Source organism: Cryobacterium suzukii (assembly GCF_004403185.1).
GTDB lineage: Bacteria > Actinomycetota > Actinomycetes > Actinomycetales > Microbacteriaceae > Cryobacterium > Cryobacterium suzukii.
Genome location: NZ_SOHJ01000002.1, coordinates 427,909 through 449,504, shown reverse-complemented (window position 1 = coordinate 449,504; position 21,596 = coordinate 427,909). Strand labels below are relative to the sequence as shown.

The 21,596-nt window shown below is 63.7% G+C and carries 18 protein-coding genes and 1 pseudogene; 5 read left to right on the top strand and 14 right to left on the bottom strand.

The features are described 5' to 3' along the window. Positions 1-31: 31 nt before the first annotated feature. Together exaC and E3T39_RS02825 are read left to right on the top strand one after the other, a co-directional pair. Positions 32-1,555 (top strand): acetaldehyde dehydrogenase ExaC, encoded by a 1,524-nt coding sequence (gene exaC, locus E3T39_RS02830; protein WP_134513205.1) that lies wholly within the window; start codon positions 32-34, stop codon positions 1,553-1,555. A gap of 132 nt (positions 1,556-1,687) precedes the next feature. Next, positions 1,688-2,083 (top strand): annotated as a pseudogene (locus E3T39_RS02825) (DUF779 domain-containing protein); the annotation flags it as partial. Positions 2,084-2,176: 93 nt separating this feature from the next. Here the strand turns inward: E3T39_RS02825 and aroB are convergent. From aroB to E3T39_RS02770, 11 genes are all read right to left on the bottom strand, one after another. Continuing rightward, positions 2,177-3,292, bottom strand: a complete 1,116-nt coding sequence (gene aroB, locus E3T39_RS02820) for a 3-dehydroquinate synthase (protein WP_420898130.1) — start codon at positions 3,290-3,292, stop codon at positions 2,177-2,179. Beyond that, a complete protein-coding gene (locus E3T39_RS02815) occupies positions 3,285-3,806 on the bottom strand; it encodes a shikimate kinase (protein ID WP_241979467.1) in 522 nt (173 codons plus the stop codon). Before E3T39_RS02815 ends, aroB begins: the two co-directional genes overlap by 8 nt. Positions 3,807-3,825: 19 nt before the next feature. Next, positions 3,826-5,034 (bottom strand): chorismate synthase, encoded by a 1,209-nt coding sequence (aroC, locus tag E3T39_RS02810; RefSeq protein WP_134513203.1) that lies wholly within the window; start codon positions 5,032-5,034, stop codon positions 3,826-3,828. A gap of 5 nt (positions 5,035-5,039) precedes the next feature. Next, positions 5,040-5,933: a shikimate dehydrogenase gene (locus E3T39_RS02805; protein ID WP_134513202.1), complete on the bottom strand. Its 894-nt coding sequence runs from the start codon at positions 5,931-5,933 to the stop codon at positions 5,040-5,042. After that, entirely contained in the window at positions 5,926-7,290 is a 1,365-nt protein-coding gene (gene mltG, locus E3T39_RS02800; RefSeq protein WP_241979466.1) for an endolytic transglycosylase MltG, read from the bottom strand. Before mltG ends, E3T39_RS02805 begins: the two co-directional genes overlap by 8 nt. Positions 7,291-7,292: 2 nt before the next feature. Next, a complete protein-coding gene (gene ruvX / locus E3T39_RS02795) occupies positions 7,293-7,763 on the bottom strand; it encodes a Holliday junction resolvase RuvX (protein WP_174845080.1) in 471 nt (156 codons plus the stop codon). 2 nt (positions 7,764-7,765) lie between these two features. Next, positions 7,766-10,420 (bottom strand): alanine--tRNA ligase, encoded by a 2,655-nt coding sequence (gene alaS / locus E3T39_RS02790; protein WP_134513201.1) that lies wholly within the window; start codon positions 10,418-10,420, stop codon positions 7,766-7,768. Between the two features lie 70 nt (positions 10,421-10,490). Further along, positions 10,491-10,700, bottom strand: coding sequence for a hypothetical protein (locus E3T39_RS02785; RefSeq protein ID WP_104200804.1), 210 nt, complete (start codon positions 10,698-10,700; stop codon positions 10,491-10,493). Between the two features lie 83 nt (positions 10,701-10,783). After that, on the bottom strand, positions 10,784-11,155 hold the full coding sequence (locus E3T39_RS02780) for a DUF948 domain-containing protein (protein WP_134513200.1): 372 nt from the start codon (positions 11,153-11,155) through the stop codon (positions 10,784-10,786). Between the two features lie 135 nt (positions 11,156-11,290). Then, positions 11,291-11,920 (bottom strand): 30S ribosomal protein S4, encoded by a 630-nt coding sequence (rpsD, locus tag E3T39_RS02775; RefSeq protein WP_104082578.1) that lies wholly within the window; start codon positions 11,918-11,920, stop codon positions 11,291-11,293. A gap of 198 nt (positions 11,921-12,118) precedes the next feature. Then, a complete protein-coding gene (locus E3T39_RS02770) occupies positions 12,119-13,459 on the bottom strand; it encodes a replication-associated recombination protein A (RefSeq protein WP_134513199.1) in 1,341 nt (446 codons plus the stop codon). A 107-nt stretch (positions 13,460-13,566) separates the two neighbouring features. On the opposite strand from E3T39_RS02770, the gene E3T39_RS02765 reads away from it, so the two are divergent. The 3 genes from E3T39_RS02765 to E3T39_RS02755 all read left to right on the top strand — a co-directional run bounded on the left by E3T39_RS02765 (position 13,567) and on the right by E3T39_RS02755 (position 16,426). Beyond that, on the top strand, positions 13,567-14,361 hold the full coding sequence (locus E3T39_RS02765; RefSeq protein WP_134513198.1) for a peptidylprolyl isomerase: 795 nt from the start codon (positions 13,567-13,569) through the stop codon (positions 14,359-14,361). Positions 14,362-14,471: 110 nt separating this feature from the next. Continuing rightward, positions 14,472-15,704, top strand: a complete 1,233-nt coding sequence (locus E3T39_RS02760; RefSeq protein WP_134513197.1) for a DUF349 domain-containing protein — start codon at positions 14,472-14,474, stop codon at positions 15,702-15,704. Positions 15,705-15,817: 113 nt separating this feature from the next. Further along, a complete protein-coding gene (locus E3T39_RS02755; protein WP_134513196.1) occupies positions 15,818-16,426 on the top strand; it encodes a type IV toxin-antitoxin system AbiEi family antitoxin in 609 nt (202 codons plus the stop codon). On the opposite strand, the gene E3T39_RS02750 is transcribed toward E3T39_RS02755, so the two are convergent. The 3 genes from E3T39_RS02750 to secD form a co-directional block, all read right to left on the bottom strand. After that, on the bottom strand, positions 16,423-18,678 hold the full coding sequence (locus E3T39_RS02750; protein WP_134513195.1) for a RelA/SpoT family protein: 2,256 nt from the start codon (positions 18,676-18,678) through the stop codon (positions 16,423-16,425). The genes E3T39_RS02755 and E3T39_RS02750 overlap by 4 nt on opposite strands. Positions 18,679-18,851: 173 nt before the next feature. Beyond that, a complete protein-coding gene (gene secF / locus E3T39_RS02745; protein WP_134513194.1) occupies positions 18,852-19,865 on the bottom strand; it encodes a protein translocase subunit SecF in 1,014 nt (337 codons plus the stop codon). After that, positions 19,865-21,586, bottom strand: coding sequence for a protein translocase subunit SecD (secD, locus tag E3T39_RS02740; RefSeq protein ID WP_134513193.1), 1,722 nt, complete (start codon positions 21,584-21,586; stop codon positions 19,865-19,867). Before secD ends, secF begins: the two co-directional genes overlap by 1 nt. Positions 21,587-21,596: the final 10 nt, after the last annotated feature.

Below are 21,596 nucleotides of genomic sequence, written 5' to 3'. Positions count from 1 at the left end.
AGCCCGACACCGTCGTCGAAATAGGAGTGACATGACCGTTTATTCAGTCCCTGGAACACCCGGCTCCAAAGTTACCTTCAAGTCCCGGTACGAGAACTGGATCGGCGGCGAATGGGTCGCCCCCGTCAAGGGCCAATACTTCGAAGACATCACCCCTGTCACCGGCAAGCCGTTCGCCGAGGTTGCTCGCGGCACCGCCGAAGACATCGAACTGGCGCTCGACGCCGCCCACAAGGCCGCTCCCGCCTGGGGTAAGACCAGCCCCGCCGAGCGCGCATCCGTGCTGAACAAGATCGCCGACCTCATCGACGCCAATGTCGAGATGCTCGCCGTCGCCGAAACCTGGGACAACGGCAAGGCGGTGCGCGAAACCATCAACGCCGACATTCCCCTCGCCGCCGACCACTTTCGCTACTTCGCCTCGGCGATCCGAGCCCAGGACGGCGACCACGCCCAGCTCGACGGCGACACGGTCTCCTACCAGTTCCACGAGCCGCTCGGCGTCGTCGGCCAGATCATTCCATGGAACTTCCCAATTCTGATGGCCGTCTGGAAGCTTGCCCCCGCCCTCGCCGCCGGCAATGCGATCGTTCTCAAGCCGGCCGAGCAGACCCCGGTCTCGATTCTCGTGCTGATGGAGCTCATCGGCGATATCCTCCCCCCTGGAGTGGTCAACGTGGTCAACGGTTTCGGCCTCGAGGCCGGCAAGCCGCTCGCGTCAAGCAACCGCATCCGCAAGATCGCCTTCACCGGGGAGACCACGACCGGCCGCCTGATTCTGCAGTACGCCTCGGCCAATATCATCCCGTCGACCGTCGAGCTCGGCGGCAAGAGCCCGAACATCTTCTTCAGCGACGTTGCAGAGGAGAAGGACGCCTTCTACGACAAGGCCCAGGAAGGCTTCGTGCTGTTCGCCTTCAACCAGGGCGAGGTCTGCACGGCCCCCAGCCGGGCGCTGCTGCAGAAGCCGATCTACGACAGCTTCCTCGGCGACGCGGTCACCCGTGCCAGGAAGATCATCCAGGGCAACCCGCTCGACACGGACACCCAGATGGGCGCACAAGCCAGCAACGACCAGCTCGAGAAGATCCTGTCGTACATCGACATCGGCACCAAGGAGGGCGCAAAGCTGGCGCTCGGCGGCGAACGTGCCGATCTTGGCGGTGACCTCACCGACGGCTACTACGTGCAGCCAACCATTTTCGAAGGCCACAACAAGATGCGCCTGTTCCAGGAAGAGATCTTCGGACCGGTCCTGGCCGTGACGAGTTTCACCGATTACGACGACGCTATCTCCATCGCCAACGACACCATCTATGGCCTCGGGGCGGGTGTCTGGTCGCGCAACGGCAACGTCGCTTACCGGGCGGGCCGCGACATCCAGGCCGGCCGGGTCTGGGTGAACAACTACCATGCCTACCCGGCCGGCGCGGCATTCGGCGGTTACAAGAGCTCCGGCATCGGCCGCGAGAACAACAAGCTCGCGCTCGGCCACTACCAGCAGACCAAGAACCTGCTGGTTTCCTACTCCGAAAACAAGCTCGGCTTCTTCTAAACGGACCAGTCTGGCCCGCGGAGTAGTCCCATTTAGTGGGAGTTGACTGTAGGTCTGGCCCGGGGGCTGCCAACAACGTAACGTCGTAGGCAGCCCCTTTTTATCATCGCCCGTTTAATAGGAGGTCAGTCAATGTCGACACCCACGATCACCGCATCGGTCACGATCGCCGGCGAAACCGTTCCCCGCGTCGAACTCACCCCGGTTGCGGTCGATCTGCTCCGGAGCCTGTGGGAGGAGCACGGCCCCCTCATGTTCCATCAGTCCGGCGGATGCTGCGATGGCAGTTCACCGATGCTGTTCATGGCCGGCGAGTTCATCACCTCTGATCAGGACGTTCGCCTCGGCCAGTTCGATATCGCTCCGGCGAATGAGCCCAGCCAGCCCCTCGACTTCTGGATGTCGGCCGAACAGTTCAACTACTGGAGCCATACCTTTCTCACGGTCGACGTCGTACCAGGTCGCGGCAGCGGCTTCAGCGCCGAAGCCCCGCGCGGTGTGCGCTTTCTCATCCGCTCCGAGCTCATGACCACGATGACCCCGTTTGCCGGCTCGGCCGAAACCGACACGGTCGAAGAGGATGCCGTGGCCACCCCCACAAAGGCTGTTCCAGCGTGAGGGCTACTGGCCGATCGCCTGGTACGCGCTGAACAACAGGGAGGCGTCCGGGCCTTCGAGGATGGTGGGCTTTCCCACATCGTCGAGCACGACGAAGCGCAGCATGCCGCTGCGGGTCTTTTTGTCGCGCTGCATCGTGGCGAGCAGCGTGGGCCAGCGGCCCACCGGGTAGCCGGTGGGCAGACTCAAAGATTCGAGGATGCTGCGGTGCCGGTCGACGATCTCGATCGAGAGCCGGCCGCTCAGGGCGGCGAGTTCGGCCGCGAACATCATGCCGACGGCAACGGCAGCGCCGTGACGCCAGCCGTACCGTTCGGCGTGCTCGACGGCGTGGCCAAGGGTGTGGCCGTAGTTGAGAATCTCACGAAGGCCGACCTCCTTGAAGTCCTCCCCCACGATGCGGGCTTTCATCGCGATGGACAGTTCGATCAGCCGGCGAAATTCGGGGGTGGTTGGGTCGATGGCGCGGTCGACATCCGCTTCAATGATGTCGAGAATTTCGGGAACCTGGATGAAGCCGGCCTTCACGATTTCAGCGAACCCGGCCAGGATTTCATTGCGCGGCAACGCATCGAGCAGGTCCAGGTCGCAGAGCACGGCGGCGGGCGCGTAGAAGGTGCCGACGAGGTTCTTCCCCTCGGCGGTGTTGATGCCGTTCTTGCCGCCGACGGCGGCGTCGACCATGCCGAGCACACTCGTGGGAATCTGAACGAGCTTCACACCGCGCAGCCAGGTGGCGGCGACGAAACCGGCGAGGTCGGTGACCGCCCCACCACCGAGTCCGATCACGGCGTCGGTGCGGCTGAAATCGGATTGACCCATCACGCCCCAGCAGAACGCTGCGACCTCGACGCGCTTGGCGGCCTCGGCGTCGGGAATTTCAGCGAGCAACACTTCGGAATAGGTTTCGAGCAGGTTGTCCCGCAGCGCAACGGCGCGAGCTCCGACAGTGGAGGTATGCACGATGAGTACCTTGTTGACGCCACTGCCCAGCTGCTCGGCGACGGTAGTGACCAGGCCACGCCCAACTTGGACCGGATAGCTATCGACCCCCGTCACGGTGATCACGGTGGTTGCGGGCTGCTCGGTCATCTCGGTCATCCTGAAAATCTCACTCATCATTTCTTTCTTGTACCCAATTGACGATTTCGTCGGCTATTCCGCTGATGGGTCGGTTGGAGGTATCCAGGCAAATCGTCGCGAGGGCCTCATAGGTGGGGCGACGAACGTTGTAAATGCGTTCCCAGTCGGTGATTCCCCCCGCCAAAAGCGGCCTTCTGCCGCCGCCCAGACGCGCCTGCACTGCCGCCGTCGTGACGCTGAGGTAGACCACCGTCGCGTTTTCGAGATCGGATTGGGTGTCGACATTCAGCACCGCTCCCCCGCCGAGCGACACGACGGCTGGCTCGCCGAGAGCCCAATCGACGGCTTCGCGCTCGATGATACGAAAGTATTCTTCGCCCTCACGAGCGAAGATCTCGCCAATCGGACCGTAGCTTTCCACGATGCGTTTATCGGTATCGATGAAGGGTACATTCAGGCCGCGCGCTACGCGGCGACCGATCTTGGTTTTACCGGCGGCCATGGGCCCGATGAAGACGATCGGCAGCAGCGAGTTGCGCAGACTCAGCATCGCTCAGGCTGAAAGCTCGTCACAGTGTCGCGTCGCTTGACGCACCCGTGCGCAGGTTGGCGGGAATGTTGGCCAGATACGACTGAAGGTTACGGCGGGTTTCTCCGATCGAGTCGCCGCCGAACTTCTCGAGCACCGAGTTCGCGAGCACGAGCGCCACCATGGCCTCGGCGACGACACCGGCGGCCGGAACCGCACAGACGTCGGAGCGTTGGTGGTGCGCCGCTGCCGGTTCACTCGTTGCCACGTCGACCGTGCGCAGTGCCCGGGGAATCGTGGCGATCGGCTTCATGCCGGCGCGAACGCGCAAAACCGTACCGGTACTCATACCGCCCTCTGTGCCGCCGGCCTTGTCGCTGACTCGCTGAATCACGCCATCCGCTTGCACGAGTTCGTCGTGCGCGTCGGACCCGCGACGGCGGGTGGTCTCGAAACCGTCGCCGACCTCGACGCCCTTGATCGCCTGGATACCCATGAGGGCAGCCGCGAGCTGCGAATCGAGACGACGGTCCCAGTGCACGAATGACCCGAGGCCTGGGGGAAGATTGTAGGCGAGCACTTCGACGACGCCGCCGAGCGTGTCACCATCTTCGTGCGCGGCATCCACTTCAGCGACCATCAAAGCGGATGTCGCGGCGTCGAAACAGCGCAGCGAGTCAGCGTCAAGGGCGTCGACGTCGCCGGGCTGCGGCAACGGCCTGCCGTCTGGCACGCGCACCGGCCCGATGGCGATCGTGTGGCTGACCAGATGAATCCCCAGCTCGTTCAGAAAGGACCTGGCAACGGCGCCAAGCGCCACCCGTGCGGCGGTTTCCCGAGCGCTGGCGCGCTCCAGTACCGGTCGGGCTTCGTCGAAGTCATACTTCTGCATACCGGCCAAGTCCGCGTGACCGGGCCGCGGCCGGGTCAGCGGCGCCCCTCGGCCGCGGGTGATCGTGGCTGGGTCTACCGGTGCTGCACTCATCACGTCGACCCATTTGGGCCACTCCGAGTTGCCAATGCGCAGCGCGACCGGGCCACCCAGGGTGAGCCCGTGCCGCACACCGCCGGAGAGGGTGAGCTCGTCCTCTTCAAATTTCATGCGCGCACCACGGCCGTAGCCGAGCTTGCGGCGCGCCAGATCGAGGCGGATCGAATCAAGAGTGACCGGGACTCCAGCGGGCAAACCCTCGACGATGGCGATGAGTTCGGGGCCGTGAGATTCTCCGGCGGTGAGCCAACGAAGCATGGTCCCTATCCTTCCACAGCATCACGGGAGCCAGTGTCGCGGGTCAGCGCGCCGCGCATGGCCGCGAGCACGGACGGCTCGTCTGGTAACGGTTCAAACGGGTCAGCGGTGACGAAGACCCGCACCTGGATGAGCGCCTGATGCAGCAGCATTCCGAGTCCGTTTACCACTGTGCCCCCCGCAGCCTGCCACGACGTGGCGACCCCACTCGGCCACGGTGAGTACGCGACGTCGAACAAGACGGCACGTTCGCGCAGTTCGAGCGGCAGCGGCGAAGGCAGCACGGTTCCTCCCGGCAAGGTGCTGATCACAACGTCGCTGTCGACCCGGCTCACTCTGCTGAAATCCTGCAGGTCAACGACCACGCCCAGCATCCGGCCAAGCTCGACCAGTGGCTGCGCTCTGGGTGCGTCCCGCATGAGCACCGTGACGAATTCGGCGCCAAGTTCTGCTGCCGCCATCAGAGCGGATGCCGCCGTCGCCCCCGCTCCGAGCAGAGTCACGTGCGTCGCCTGGGTGACTCCACTCTCGGCGAGGGCGCGCACGAGACCCGCAACATCCGTATTGAAACCGCTCAGTGTGCCGCGTCCCTTGACCCGGCGCAGGAGCACTGTGTTGACCGAACCGGTCAACTGGGCGACCCGGTCGCAGTCGTCGATGAACGGCAGAACCTCCTGCTTGAGCGGCATCGTGAGTGACAAACCTCGCCACTCCGGCTCGAGCTTGCTCAGGAACATGGCCAGGGAGCCCGATTTGACCTCGACGGCATCATAGGACCAGTCGAGGCCCAGCCGCCGGTAGGCGGCCCTGTGCAGCAGCGGCGAACGGGAATGCTTGATCGGCGAGCCAAGAACCGCGAGCCGATTCGAGGTGAGTCGATTTAGCGTGAGATCAGCCATATTCGGGATGCTCCCTCATCCAGTTCTGCCAGACCACGACCGCGGCGTCGTGTTCGGCCACCGTCGTGGAGAAGACCGTCTCGCCGGTATCGAGGTTGACGGTCACGAAGAACAGCCACGGGCCGTCCAGTGGGTGCAGCGCTGCGTCAATGGCCAGATCACCCGGGTTCGAGATGGGGCCGACGACCATGCCGGGATGCGCGTAGGTGTTGTAGGCGTTGCCGGCATCGCCGCGTTCGGCGTCGGTCGTGGTCACGAGGTGGGTTTTCCCCGTGCCGTAAGCGACGGTCGCATCGGACTGCAGCAAACCGCTCTCCCACTTTGCCGGGTCCAGCCGGTTGCGAAAGACCCGGGACACCTTGTAGTAGTCGGCGGCGAGGCCAGCTTCTCGCTGAATGAGTGACGCGAACACGACGGTCGACCAGCGGTCGGCGACAGCGACCCCGGCCGAGTCGAGGGCTTCGAACTGCCGATTTACCATGGCTTGCAGGACGACCTGTGCCGTGTCCCCCGGCGAGAACGTGTACGTGGCCGGAAAGAGAAAACCCTCGAGCGTGGTCGCTTCGGGCGGCAAACCAAACGAGCCAACGTTGGCCGCAGCCGCTTGCAAGTCGGCCAGAGGAATGTCAGTGCCCTCGGATATCGACTGCAGCACGTCGACTGCCGCGGTTCCCTCCGGAACGACGACGGCCTGGCTGAGTCGCGTACCGTCAGCGAGCAGCGCATCCAGGGCTGTGCTCGCGACCATTTTGGTCTTGAGCTGGTAGGCACCGGGCTGGAACACCGGCTCCGGGGTGGCCTGTAACAGAAGCGTGTAAAACGCATCGAAGCTCTTCACGACGCCCCGGTCTACGAGGGTGCTGGCGATGTCAGAACCGCCGTCACCACCGTGAATCATGACGACGACGCCCTCGCCGGAGGCTGCTTCTTCAGACGTGAAATCGGCGGGCCCCTGTGTGGCCGCGATGATTTGCGAGATGGGACCTTTGAGAAAGAAGTACGCCCCGGCCACGAGCGCGGCCAGCACGACGATGACGATGAGGCAGCCCCAGGCACCCTTATAGCTGCGCTTTTCTCGCGGAGGTTCGTCGGCCAGGAGTGAGCGTCGATTTGCGCGGCCGCGGCCGGACCCGCCGCTCTCGTGCGCCGTCCGAAAGTCAACGGCATCGGTCGTCGGCACGGCTGCCTCGCTCGCCCATCGAGGCAAGAGCGGTCCGTCTACGGCGACGGTGGCAGGAGGCGGTGCGGCCGGGCTCTCTCCCGCGGATGCTTGTTCCGGCTCGGCCTCTGCGGCGGCCTGTTGCGCGCGCAACTGCCGACGGCTCGGCAGGGGCTCTTCCGGGGTGGAACTCGGCACGGTTAGGGCCTCTCTGTCGGTTCGACGGGCGATCCTGGCGGCCGTCCTGAGGCACGCTCGCTGTCGAGCGCGTGTTGCAAAATGATAGTCGCGGCCACCTGATCGATCACCGGCCGTTGCGTTTTCGCAGACCGACCGGACGCCCGCAACGCTGACTGCGCCGACACTGTCGAGAGCCGTTCGTCGACCAGGCGTACCGGCACATCGACCATTCGCTTGAGCCGCGCGGCGAAATCGATCGCATCGTCGGTCGACGCGGTCACGTTTCCCGACAAAGCCAGCGGTAGGCCGACGATGACCTCCACGGCGTCGAGCTCGAGCACCACGGCGAGAATGCGCGCCAGATCGCTCACGCCGGCCTGGTCGCGGGCGACGGTCTCCACCGGTGTGGCGAGCATGCCGTGATTGTCGCTGCGGGCCAGACCGATGCGGACCTTGCCCACATCGACGCCGACCCGCACCCCTGAACGCATCGCTAGCGGCTGACAGCCGCTACGACGGCCTGCAGCGCGGCCGGGATGGCGTCGCCGTTGGGGCCGCCACCCTGCGCAAGGTCGTCCTTGCCGCCACCGCCTCCACCGAGAATTCCCGCAACGGTCTTGGCGAGGCTTCCGGCCTTGTGGCCGGCATTTCGAGCGGCCGTGTTGGTGGCGACGATCACAACGGGCTTGCCCGCGGCGATGGCGGAGAGCGCCACGACGACCGCGTCGGTGCCGAGGCGCTCCCTGGTTGCGAGAGCCAGTACGCGCACTTCGTCAGGGGAACCGAGCGCGCCGAGGTCTTCGGCGACGACGGTCACGGCGCCGACCCGGCGGGCCGTTGTCAGCAGGGCGGGGACCCGGTCGGTCAGGGCTCGGGCTTCGAAGGCGGCGATCTTCTTCTCGGCCGCCTTGAGACTCGTCACGAGGTCGTTGATGCGTTCTGGCAGCTGTTCGCGCGGCGTTTTGAGGCTAGACGTGAGCTGCGAGACGAGGGTGCGCTCGGCGGCGAGATCGCGGAAAGCCTCCAGGCCGACCAGAGACTCGACGCGGCGGTTGGTCGATCCCACCGAGGCTTCACTGATGAGGTTGATCATGCCGATCTCAGCGCTGCTGGATACGTGGGTTCCGGCGCAGAGTTCACGCGACCAGGGGCCGCCAATGTCGACAACGCGCACGACATCGCCGTACTTCTCACCGAACAGCGCCATGGCGCCGAGCGCCTTAGCTTCGGCGATGGGCAGTTCCCGCGTGGTGACCGGCAGGTTCTCGCGAATGGCGTTGTTGGAGATTTCTTCGATCTCGGTGCGGGTCGCCGGCGACAGCGCCTGGTTCCAGGAGAAGTCGAGTCGAAAGAACCCAGCCTTGTTGTAGGAGCCGGACTGGTGGGCGTTGGGGCCGAGAACCTGCCGCAGGGCAGCGTGCAGGACGTGCGTTCCAGAGTGTGCCTGGCGGGCACCGCGGCGCCAGCTCTCGTCGACGACGCTCGTGGCGCGCTCGCCCACGCCTACCTCGCCGGAAAGCACGAGCACTTTGTGGCTGACGAGGCCCCTGACCGGCTTTTGCACGTCGAGCACCTTGAGCTCGTAGCCGGTGCCGACGATGAGGCCGGCATCCGCTTCTTGTCCACCGGATTCGGCCCAGAGCGCGGTCTCGGCGAGGATAACCTCGGCTGTCTGACCGGCAACCGCGCTCGTGACGGACTTGCCGTCGACGATGAGACCGAGCACGCTCGACTCGTTCTGCAGGTCGTCATACCCGGTGAAGACGGTCTCACCGAGGGCACGGAACGCGCTGTAGACGCCGAGGTCGGCGAGGGTCGTCTTCTTGGACTTGGCGTCGGCCTTAGCCAGGGTGCGCTGCTTGGTCATGAGCACGTCGAAGGCGTCACGGTTGACGCTCAGGCCGGCTTCTTCGGCAATCTCGAGGGTGATCTCGATCGGGAACCCGTAGGTATCGTGCAGCAAGAAAGCCGTCGGGCCAGCCAGTTCGGTCTTGTTGGCCTTCTTGGTCTTCGCGACCGCCAGGTCGAGCACGGCGCTGCCGCTCGCGAGCGTGCGCAGGAACGTTTCCTCCTCGGCGAACGCGGCCTGACTGATACGCCCGAAGTCGCTCTTGACCTCGGGGTAGGCGGCGCTCATGGCGTCGCGCGATGCTGGCAGCAGTTCGGGCAGGCTGACGGTGTCGACGCCGAGCAGGCGCATGGCGCGCACGCTGCGGCGCAGGAGGCGGCGGAGGATATAGCCGCGACCTTCGTTGGACGGCATGACACCGTCGCTCATCAGCATGAGGGAGGAGCGCACATGGTCGGCGACGATGCGCATGCGCACGTCATCGTCGTGGTCGGCGCCGTAGCGGCGGCCCGACAGTGCGGCCGCGCGGTCGAGCACCGGGCGCACCTGGTCGATTTCGTACATGTTCTCGACGCCCTGCTTAAGGAAGGCGACGCGCTCGAGGCCCATGCCGGTGTCGATGTTCTTCTTTGGCAGGTCGCCGAGAATCTGAAAGTCGCTTTTGCCGGTGCTCTCGCCGCGCAGGTACTGCATGAAGACGAGGTTCCAGATCTCGACGTAACGGTCATCGTCGGTGGCCGGACCGCCGTCGGCTCCGTAAGCTGGGCCGCGATCGAAGAAGATTTCCGAGCAGGGGCCAGCCGGGCCGGGCTGGCCGGTGGACCAATAGTTGGATTCCATGCCGAGGCGCTGGATGCGGTTGTCCGGCACTCCGATCGCACGCCAGTAACGGTAGGCCTCGTCGTCATCGAGATAGATGGTGACCCACAGGTCGCTTTCTCGAAAGCCGTAACCGCCCTGGTTCTCCGGGGTGGTGAGCAGCTCCCAGGCGAAGCCAATGGCTTCTTCCTTGAAGTAGTCGCCGAAGCTGAAGTTGCCGTTCATCTGAAAGAAGGTGCCGTGCCGGGGTGTTTTGCCGACCTCCTCAATATCGTTGGTGCGGATGCACTTCTGCACGCTCGTGGCGCGCGGATACGGCGCCGGAACGAGCCCGGTGAGATACGGCACGAACGGTACCATCCCGGCCACGGTAAAAAGAAGGGTGGGATCGTCGCTCACCAGTGACGCGGACGGCACAACGGTGTGTCCACGATCGGCGAAGAAGTCGAGCCAGCGCCCGCGAATGTCAGCAGTCTGCATGGTGTCCGTAGCTTTGATGGTGCATGAGTGTGGTGGTGCGAAAGAATGTGGTTCTTTTTTAACCCGACGCCTACGGCGCTGTCGGCGTCGGCGCGTCGCCGAGCGCTGCGTGCAGCTCGGCCTCGCGCTGGCGGTAGCCCTCGGAGATAGCCTCGCCGAACTCGCGAGCCTTGGTATCGAGTTCGGTGAAGAACTGCTTGCCTTGCTGGGTCTTGTTGACCTCATGGGCCACCACGAAGCCCGCGGCGACGCCGATGACCAGCCAGATGACGTTCTTCATTGCACTTCTCCCTGAATCTGCCCTAGCCGTAGCTATAGATAAGTCGGGCGCGAGAATATCAGCGCCGAGTCCAGAGTAGCTGGTCAACCTCGATTGCGCCGAGGCCGCGGCCTCCCGGCGCCAAAGGCCGCCCGCACGCCGGCAGAGAACCCGGCAAGTTTGATGAGCGGTCCGCCAACCGTCGCGGCGAACAACGCGACGAGCGCTGAAACGTTACCGGTGGCATCCGCTACGTTGCTCGTGATGGTGTCCACTCGAGCCAATTGCTGGTTGGCGCCGCGAATGGCATCGGTCGTCTCGATCAGCATCGGAGTGATTCCCTCGCTGAGTTCGTGGATGGCGGCGGTGGTTTCATCGAACACGCGGCCCAATTTGACCAGCGGAATAGCGATGACCGCGACCAAAATCGCGAACACGCCGGCAGCGATGAGTCCGGCAATATCTCCACCTGACACGGTGACTCCACTCAGCTCGATCGGCTCCTGCGGAGCCCGGGTATACAAAAGGGCGGATCACCCTGGGGTGATCCGCCCTTCAGCGTACCGGTTTCGAACAGCCCGAGGGCTACTGAAAACGGGTCGAATTGCTAGCTATCGAGCTGCGTAGTACTCCACGACGAGCTGGACTTCACAAGTCACGGGGATCTCGATGCGCTTCGGGGCGCGTACGAGGCGGGCCTGAAGCTTGTCAAGCTCAACCTCGAGATACACGGGAAGCTTCGGGAGCAGGTCAACGTGTCCGCCGGCTGCTGCAACCTGGAAGGGCTCCATGCCCTCGCTGCGAGCCTTGACGTGCATGAGCTGGCCCGGCTTCACGCGGAACGAAGGCCGGTCAACGAGCTCTCCGTCGACGAGGATGTGACGGTGCACGATCATCTGGCGAGCCTGAGCTGTGGTGCGAGCAATGGCCGAACGAACGAGAAGGGCATCGAGACGGGTCTCGAGGATCTCGACGAGGTTCTCACCGGTCAGTCCCTGACGACGACGAGCCTGCTCGAAGGCAATCTTGAGCTGGGCTTCGCGGATGCCGTACTGGGCGCGTAAGCGCTGCTTTTCGCGGAGGCGCACGGCATAGTCCGAATCGGTCTTGCGCTTGGTGCGGCCGTGCTCACCTGGTGCATAGGGGCGCTTCTCGAGGAAGCGGGCTGCCTTCGGCGTGAGGGCAATGCCCAGGGCGCGCGAGAGGCGAGTTTTACTGCGGGTACGTGACTTGGTAGACACGGTTTCCTTTCAATCGGACTCAATAACAGGGATACCAGGGCGAGTGTGGACGTAGTCGACACAGGTCATGGGAGATCAGAGGATTGGGTGCCACGGGACGTTCGGCTACAGAACGATTCCCCTCCAAACTGGAAACGGACGCAGCCGCATGCCGAAACCAGTTGTAGGCAGAGTCAAGGTTAGCACACGGGCGCACTCTTACTGATTGCGCACTATCCTGCGAATTTTGAGCAGGCGCGCGGAAATGTCACGTTCGTGGCCGTGTTCGGTGGGCTCGTAGTAGCGCGTGTTTTTCAATTCGGTCGGCGGGTACTGCTGGGTGACCACGCCGAGCGCGTCGTCGTGCGGGTACACGTACCCCTTACCATGACCGAGTCGCTTGGCACCGGGGTAATGTGCGTCGCGCATGCCCTTGGGGACTCGGCCCATCTTGCCGGCCCGCACGTCGGCGATCGCTGCATCGAGGGCCATGTAGGCGGCATTGGACTTGGGCGCGGTTGCGAGGTGCACGACGGCCTGGGCCAGGGGGATGCGGCCCTCAGGCATGCCGATCAGTTGCACGGCGTCGGCAGCGGCCACGGCGATGAGGAGCGATTGCGGGTCAGCCATGCCGATGTCCTCGGAGGCGAGAACGATGATACGGCGGCAAATGTAGCGCGGATCTTCGCCGGCCTCGATCATGCGCGCCAGGTAATGCAGCGCAGCGTCGACGTCACTGCCGCGCACGGACTTGATGAACGCGCTGATCACGTCGTAATGCTCGTCACCATTGCGGTCGTAACGCAGCAACGCACGATCGACCGCGAGCGAGACAATATCGGTCGTGATCACGGGCTTGCCGGTCGCTCCGGGTTGCAGCGTCGACTCCGCGGAAACGGATGCCGCCTCCAGCGCGGTCAGCGCCCGCCGGGCATCGCCAGAAGCAAGTCGGATGATCGCGCCGCGGGCCTCGGGGTCCAGCTCAAACCGGTCGGCCAGGCCGCGCGTGTCGGTGACGGCGCGGTCCACAACAATGCCGAGGTCGTCGTCACTGAGCACTTCGAGGGTGAGTAAGAGTGAACGCGACAGCAAAGGAGAAATGATCGAGAACGATGGATTTTCGGTGGTCGCGGCGACCAGGATGACGACACCGTTCTCGACTCCCGGCAACAAGGTGTCCTGTTGGGCTTTGGAGAAACGGTGGATCTCGTCGAGAAACAGCACCGTCGCGAGGCCATACAAATCGCGGTTGGTGCGGGCATCTTCCATCACCTGCCGCACGTCGCGTACGCCGGCCGTCACAGCGGACAGCTCGACGAACCGTCGGCCTGAACTGTGCGCGATGGCCTGCGCGAGCGTGGTTTTTCCGGTACCGGGCGGTCCCCACAAGATGACCGAGACGCTGCCGCGCTCCCCGGTCTTGTCGCTGGCAAGGCTCACCAGCGGGGAACCGGGAGTCAGCAGGTGGCGCTGGCCAGCGACCTCGTCAAGAGTTTTTGGGCGCATTCGTACGGCGAGGGGGGCCTGGCCACTACGCAGACCCGGTTGAGCATCCGACATTCTTACAGCGTAGTTTGTGCGTAGAGTTCTACGAGGTCGGGCGTGTTGGCGCCTGATTGCTTTTTGTCCGGTCGTCGCCAACCCCGACGGCCCTGGAGGGGTTCCAAGTGGCTTCGAATTACAAACTCGAGCGTGCGGCACGTGAAGAGCGTGGACGCGTTCGTTCCTACCAAGCCAGACGGGCCGTGCACGAGCACCAGAAAAAGCGTCGCGTGCGCGACAACCTCATCGCCGGCGGCGGATTGCTCGTCGTCCTGACCCTCATCGTGGTCGCGCAGGTGTTCTACTTCGACGGCGGCCCCGGCACTCCGGCAGCTACCACCGCGGCCACCGACACCCCGACCACGACGCCGACGACTGCCGCCGGTGCCAATTCGGGTGAGGTGCCTTCCAGCACGCTGGCCGAAGGTCGCGCCTGGACCGGCACCATGACCCTCAACGACATTCCGGTCGGAATCGAGCTCGACGGCGCTCTGGCACCGCAGGCGGTTTCGTCGACCATCAACCTCGTTCAGACCGGGTTTTACAACGGCCTCACCTGCCATCGTCTGACAGTGGATGGCATTTTCGTGCTGCAGTGCGGCGACCCGGTGGGTGATGGCACCGGTGGCCCCGGCTACAGCTACGGACCGGTGGAGAATGCACCGACCGACAACGTTTATCCCGCAGGAACCCTCGCCATGGCGCGCACTGGCAACGACGGCTTCTCCAACGGTAGCCAGTTCTTCATCGTCTACGAAGACAGCACCATCCCCGCCGACAGCGCGGGCGGTTACACGGTGCTTGGCCGGGTCACGAGCGGCCTCGACCAGATCAAGGCCGAGATCACGGATGCTGGAATCACGGCAGGAGGCGCCTCGCCCGTCGTCCCGACCACCATTACCGCTGTAACAGTTCAGTAGGATCAATCGACCCGTCTGCGCTATTGCAATAGGATTATCAGGGTATTTCCTGGCTCCGCACTCTTAACTCCCGCGGATCCACACACAACAACTCAGCAAAGGTGAGGCTCTTGACTACGACAGATCAGCAACCATGGGGTCGCGTAGACGAAACCGGCACGGTTTACGTGCGCGAAGCCGATGGCGAACGCGCCGTCGGCCAGTACCCGGATGCCACTCCGGAAGAGGCCCTGGCCTACTTCGAACGCAAGTACGTTGAGCTCAACGGGCAGGTAACCCTGCTCGAACAGCGTGCGAAGGGTGGTGCACCGGCCGCCGATATCGCCAAATCGGTCGCCAACCTCACCGTCGCCGTTGCCAGCGCCAACGCCGTCGGCAATCTCGCCGCACTGGCCGAACGTCTCGCTGCCCTCGGCGGGGCCGTCAGCGAGCTCACCGAGCAGCAGAGCATCGAGACCAAGGCCGCGTCCGCTGCCGCCGTCGCTGAGCGGGCAGAGATCGTGACCGAGGCGGAGCGTCTTGCCGCCGAAGATCCGGCGAAGACGCAGTGGAAGCAAACCAGCGCCGCTCTCGACGCCCTGTTCGCCAAATGGCAAGCACACCAGCACGACGCCCCGCGCATTCCCAAGGGGGAAGCCAACGATCTCTGGAAGCGCTTCCGTGCTGCACGCACGACGATCGAACAGAACCGCAAGGCGTTCTTCGCCGAGCTTGACAGCGCTCACAAAGACGTTCGCACCAAGAAGCAGCACCTGATCGAACAAGCGGAGGCCCTCGCACCGCAGGGTGCCGATGGCGTCTCGGCATACCGAAACCTGCTCGACGAATGGAAGAAAGCCGGCCGCAGCGGTAAGAAGCAGGATGACGCCATGTGGGCCAAGTTCAAGGCAGCCGGCGACGTGCTCTACTCGGTCAAGAGCGAGGTCGAAGCTCAGGACAACGAGGAATTCTCCGCGAACCTCGTACTCAAGCTTGAACTGCTGACCGAGGCCGAAACCCTGCTCACCACGAGCGACCGCAACGCCGCGCGCGATACGCTCACCGTGATCCAGCGCAAGTGGGATGAAATCGGTAAGGTTCCCCGGGACCAGGTCAAGCCGATCGAGGACCGCCTTCGCAAGGTGGAAGCCGTCGTGCGCAAACTCGATGACGACCATTGGAAGCGTAATAATCCGGAGACGAAGGCCCGCACCGAGGGTCTGGCCGGCCAGCTGAACGACGCGATCGCCAAGCTCGAGGCTGAGCTGGTCGCGGCGCAGAAGGGGCAGAACGCCCGCGCCATCAAGGACGCCACCGAAGCGCTCGAGGCCCGCAAGGCCTGGCTGAAGGCGATCGGCCAGTAGCCAAAGCGGCAAGGACCCCCGCGGAGTTATACACACTCCACGGGGGTCCGCACCTTATCCACAGATCGGACGCATCTCGGCCCCGGAATGGGTAGGACCGTCACTCTGGTGGCATGACGAATTCAGCGGGACGACCGCTCACCATAAACGATCTGCCGCTCACCGAGCTCTACAGCGCCCGTCTTGATGGCCAGGTCTTTCAAGTCGCCGATTCCTGGTGCGTAATTGATGAGATAGACGGATGCGATACCCGGGCTATCGCCGCCAGCCAGTTGGTCCCGCCCCGCGCCATCGCCGAACAACTCACCGCCGCATGGATCTACGGCGTCGCACCAGAGCCGCGTCGCCACCAGTTCTGTGTGCTGATCAGCGCCCGCGCCACCGCACTGTGGTCTCCGCGGGCACAGGTGCGTGAAATCGTGCGTTCTCCCGATGACGTTCGCACCATCTCGGGGGTGCGGGTTACCACGCCCCTGCGGACCGCGGTCGACCTCGCGCGCTACACGCCCGGCACCGCGTCGGCCGCCGGACTCACAGCCCTGCTGGCCCGCCTTTTGCATTACGGCGAGTACCCCGACGTCTCGGCCGCCATTCGCCTCTGCAAACGAGGCAGCCCCGCTCACAGCACCCTCGCCGTGGCGCGACTCTCAGCCGTCAATGCTCCCCTCCAGGCCCTGAGCCTACAGAGCCTGAAGGGTGCTGCGACCAGCACCGCAGGTTAGCCGTCGCTGACCCGGTACACATCGTAAACGGCATCAATGCGACGCACGGCGTTCAGCACGCGGTCGAGGTGAGTAGTGTCCCCCATCTCGAACACGAAACGGCTGAGCGCCAGGCGGGCGCTAGACGTGTTGACGGTGGCCGAAAGAATGTTCACGTGGTGCTCCGATAAAACCCGGGTGACGTCGGAGAGTAGCCCGGAACGGTCGAGCGCTTCAATTTGTATGTGTACGAGGAACAGGCTCTTCGAAGTCGGCGCCCACTCGACCTCGATCATGCGCTCAGGTTCTTTGAGCAACGATTGCACGTTGTGGCACGCCGCCTGGTGAACCGAGACGCCAGCACCGCGAGTGACGAAACCGACGATCTTGTCGCCGGGAACCGGAGTACAACAACGGGCCAGTTTGACCAGAATGTCAGGCGCGCCGCGCACGAGAACTCCCGAATCTCCATTACGGGTGGTCTGCGGCCGACCCCGCGCGGCGACCGGAAAGTCGTTGTTGTCGTTGTCTTCGATACTTTGCACCGACGAGACAACCTTTTCGAGCACGGACTGGGTTGAAACGTGACCTTCACCGACAGCGGCATAGAGCGCCGAAACGTCTTCGTACTTGAGCTGGGCCGCGACCTCCGCGAAGGAGTCCTGGTTCATCAGCTTCTGCAGGGGGAGGTTCTGTTTGCGCATGGCCCGTGCGATCGCGTCGCGGCCCTGTTCGATGGCTTCATCGCGGCGTTCTTTGGTAAACCATTGCCGGATCTTGTTGCGCGCCCGCGGGCTCTTGACGAAGTTCAGCCAGTCCTTGCTCGGTCCAGAGTCAGGGTTCTTGGAGGTGAACACCTCGACGACGTCGCCGGTGATGAGCTCGTTCTCAAGCGGTACCAGTCGGCCGTTGACTTTGGCACCCATGGTGCGGTGGCCAACCTCGGTATGCACCGCATAGGCGAAGTCGACCGGTGTTGCCCCGGAGGGAAGGCCGATGACCCGGCCTTTCGGCGTGAAGACGTAGACCTCCTTGGCACCGATCTCATAACGCAGGGAGTCGAGGAACTCGCCCGGGTCGGCCGTTTCGGCCTGCCAATCGGAGATGTGCGCGAGCCAGGCCATATCGGTGTCGCTCTGGGGTCCTGACCCACCGGCGCTCTTGCCGTTGACCTGTTCCTTGTACTTCCAGTGCGCGGCAACTCCGAATTCAGCACGCTGGTGCATCTCGGTGGTGCGAATCTGAATTTCCACGGCGCGACCGCTCGGCCCGAGTACCGTCGTGTGGAGCGACTGGTACAGGTTGAACTTCGGGGTGGCGATGTAGTCCTTGAACCGGCCGGGCAGCGGCGTCCACCGGGCGTGGATGGAACCCAGCACGGCGTAGCAGTCCCGCACGGAGTTCACGAGAACGCGAATACCGACGAGGTCGTAAATCTCGTCGAACTCACGGCCGCGTACGACCATCTTCTGGTAGATCGAGTAGTACTGTTTGGGTCGACCAGCAACTTTGCCACGAATGCGTGCCGATTTGAGATCGTCGTTGATGGTGTCGATGACCTGCTGCACGAACTCTTCGCGCTGCGGCGTGCGCTGCTTCACCAGGCTTTCAATCTCGGCGTACAGCTTGGGATACAGCACCGCAAAAGAGAGGTCTTCGAGTTCCCATTTGATCGTCTGGATTCCGAGACGGTGTGCCAGCGGCGCGTAGATTTCCAGGGTCTCTGTAGCTTTTCGTACGGCGGATTCATTGGGCACAAAGCCCCAGGTGCGCGCATTATGCAGCCGGTCGGCGAGTTTGATGATGAGCACCCGAATGTCTTTGGACATTGCGACGATCATCTTGCGTACGGTCTCGGCCTGAGTCGAGTCGCCGTACTTCACCTTGTCGAGCTTGGTGACCCCGTCGACGAGCATTGCGATTTCATCGCCGAAATCGGCGCGCAGGGCGTCGAGCGTGTACTCGGTGTCTTCCACGGTGTCGTGCAATAGGGCGGCGGCGATGGTTTTGGTGCCGATGCCGAGATCAGCCAGAATTTGAGCCACGGCGACGGGGTGGGTGATGTACGGCTCGCCGCTGCGACGCAGCTGCCCGTCGTGGGCTCGCTCGGCGGCGGTATAGGCGCGTTCAATGATCGACAGATCAACCTTGGGGTGATTCAGCCGCACCGTCTTAATCAGGCGATCCACGGCACCGGCGGGCTGCGCCCGGGAGAAGATGCGCGGAACCAAACGGCGCAGCGACGCCGGGGAGGGGGTCGTCGTGTCCGTCATAGTCTCACCTCGTACTTCACGCCCGGCGGAGATACGCGGGCGGGTGTGCGTAGTGTCAATTATGCCGGTTCTGCGAGGGTCGCCCTAACGCCCCCAGCGATCACGTGCAGATCACACGCGGAAGCGGCCAGCCCGCAAGGGCTGGCCGCTTCACGTCGTGCAGGTTCCCGCGACTACGCGGTGATGCTCTCCGCGGCAGGAGCCGAGGCCTTGGCGCGCGCGGCGAGGGCCTTCTTATCGTGCTTGCGAATGGCATCCTCACCGTTTCGCAGCTGAGCGTACAGCGGCGTGGCAATGAATATGGTCGAGTACGTACCGACCAGAACTCCAATGAGCAACGCGAGCGAGATATCGCGCAGGGTGCCGGCACCCAAAACGAACGCACCGATGAACAAAATGGATGCCACCGGCAGGGCCGCTACGACCGATGTGTTGATCGAGCGCACGAGCGTCTGGTTGACGGCGAGGTTGACCGATTCGGAGAAGGTTCGGCTCGAGCCTGAACCGTCAAGATTGGTGTTCTCGCGAATCTTGTCAAAAACCACAACGGTGTCGTACAGCGAATAGCCGAGAATCGTGAGGAACCCGATCACCGCCGCCGGCGTAATTTCAAAACCGGTTATCCCATAGAAGCCCGCAGTGATCACGAGGTCGTGCAGCAGGGCGACCATGGCCGCCACGGACATCTTCCACGTGCGGAAGTAGATCGCCATGATGATGCCGGCGAGCACGAGGAACACCACGAGAGCTCGAAGGGCCTGTCCGGTGATGTCCTGCCCCCAGGTTGCTCCGATGAAGGAGGTCGCAACCTCGGTGACCGGCACGTCATAGGCCGTAGCGAGAGCGTCACGCACTTCCGACGTCTGCCCTTCCGACAGCTGATCAGTCTGCACCCGAACGCCGTCAGAACCAACGGTGGAAACCTTCGCAACGGCTTCGGGAACGACGCTCGCGACGGCGTCCGCTGCCGTGGTCTCGGACTGGCTCGTGGTCTGCGAAACGACGAACTCGCTGCCTCCGGTGAATTCGATACCGAAGACGAAGCCGCCGCGCAGCAGGAACGGACCGACGATGGCGATGAGAATCATGCCACCAGCGATGAGGTACCAGAGTTTGCGGCGCCCGACGATATTGAGCGAGCGCGCACCCGTGTAGAGGTCATTTCCGAACTGCGAGAAACTGGCCATCAGGAATCCTTCCTGTCTGTCGATCGATCAGTGCTGGTTCCGACGAGTTCCGATGCCTTGCGTTCGGCGATGGTTTGCCGTTTGGCCGCCTCTTTGCTGGAGGAGGAGGCTTTAGTTCTCGATACGGCCGCCGATGGCTCGAATCGAGCGCGGCCCCGGTAGACGGCCCCGAGCGCTCGCGGATCCAGCCCGCTGAGTTTGTGGCCCTCATTGAAGAACTTCGTCTGAGCGACCAGCTGCAGCATCGGGTGAGTGAACAAACTGACCACGAGCAGGTCGACGATCGTGGTGAGGCCAAGCGTCAGTGCGAAACCGCGCACGTTGCCGACGGCGAGCACGAACAGTACGGCTGCAGCGAGGAAGTTGACAACGTCGGAGGCGACGATGGTACGGAAAGCGCGCTTCCACCCGGCCTCGACCGAGGACTCCAGCCCGCGGCCGTCACGCAGTTCGTCGCGCACGCGTTCGAAGTAGACGATGAACGAGTCCGCGGTGATACCGATGGCCACGATCAGGCCGGCGACACCGGCCAGGGACAGGCGATAGCCCTCGCGCCAGGACAGGATGGTGATCAGAAGGTAGGTGATCACCGCTGCCACGCCGAGAGACGCAACAGTGATCAAACCGAGAAGACGGTACTGCGCGAGCGAGTACATGACAACGAGGATCAAACCGATCAGGCCGGCGATAAGCCCGTTGAGGAGTTGCGTCGAACCGAGCGTCGCCGAGATGGTGTCCTGGCTTTGTACGGTGAAGCTAATGGGGAGAGCACCGAACTTCAGCTGGTCGGCCAGAGCCTTGGAACTGTCCTGGTCGAATGACCCGGTGATCTGCGGCTTGCCATCGAGGATGGCGCCCTGGGTGGCCGGCGCCGAAATAACTCGGCCGTCGAGCACGATCGCAAACTGGTTCTGCACACCGGTGAGGTTGAACAGTCGTGTTGTGACATCAGCGAATTTCGACGTTCCATCGCTGTTGAAGACGATGTTGACAGCCCACTCGCCCGTGGTCGCGCCGCTCTGCGTGGTGCGCTGGCCGTTGGTCGCGTCGGCGATCGTTGACCCGTCGACCTCGACCGGGCCGAGGATGTACTTGACCGAGCCATCGGTTTCGCAGGTGATCACGGGCTGGTTGGCCGGCGCCACATTGGTCGTGTTGATTTTGCCGCAGTCGAAGGCGTCGTACTCTGCCTGCAGTGCGGGAGTGACGTAGTTCAGGTCGCTTGCGTTGGTCGGTTCGACGGCTGGAGTGGTCGACAGGCTCGGATCGACAGGAGCCTGCGGGGCCGGCGTTGCGGTGCCGTCAGCACCGACGGTCTGGCCGGAAGGTTGACCGGCGACAAGCACCGCCCGAAACTCGAGCTTTGCCGACGACTTGATGCGTTCCAGGGTGGCGTCATCGGGGGTACCGGGGATCGACACGACGATATTTCGTCCGCCCTGGGTGTTGACCTCCGCCTCGGATACTCCCGAGGAGTTCACACGCTGGCGAATGATCCCCACGGCTTCGGTGAGCTGCTCCGAGGTCACCGTCGCGCCGCTCTCAACCTGTGGGGCGAGGATGATCTGTGTTCCGCCCTCGAGGTCGAGCGCCAGTTTCGGCGTCCACGATCCGTTCTGGGTGAATACGCCGAAAGCGTTGAGGGCGATGAGGCCGACGATAAGCACGCCAAGCCAGGTCAGGGAACGCCAGGCCTTCTTGACCGGAGACGACTTAGCCACCTATGAACTC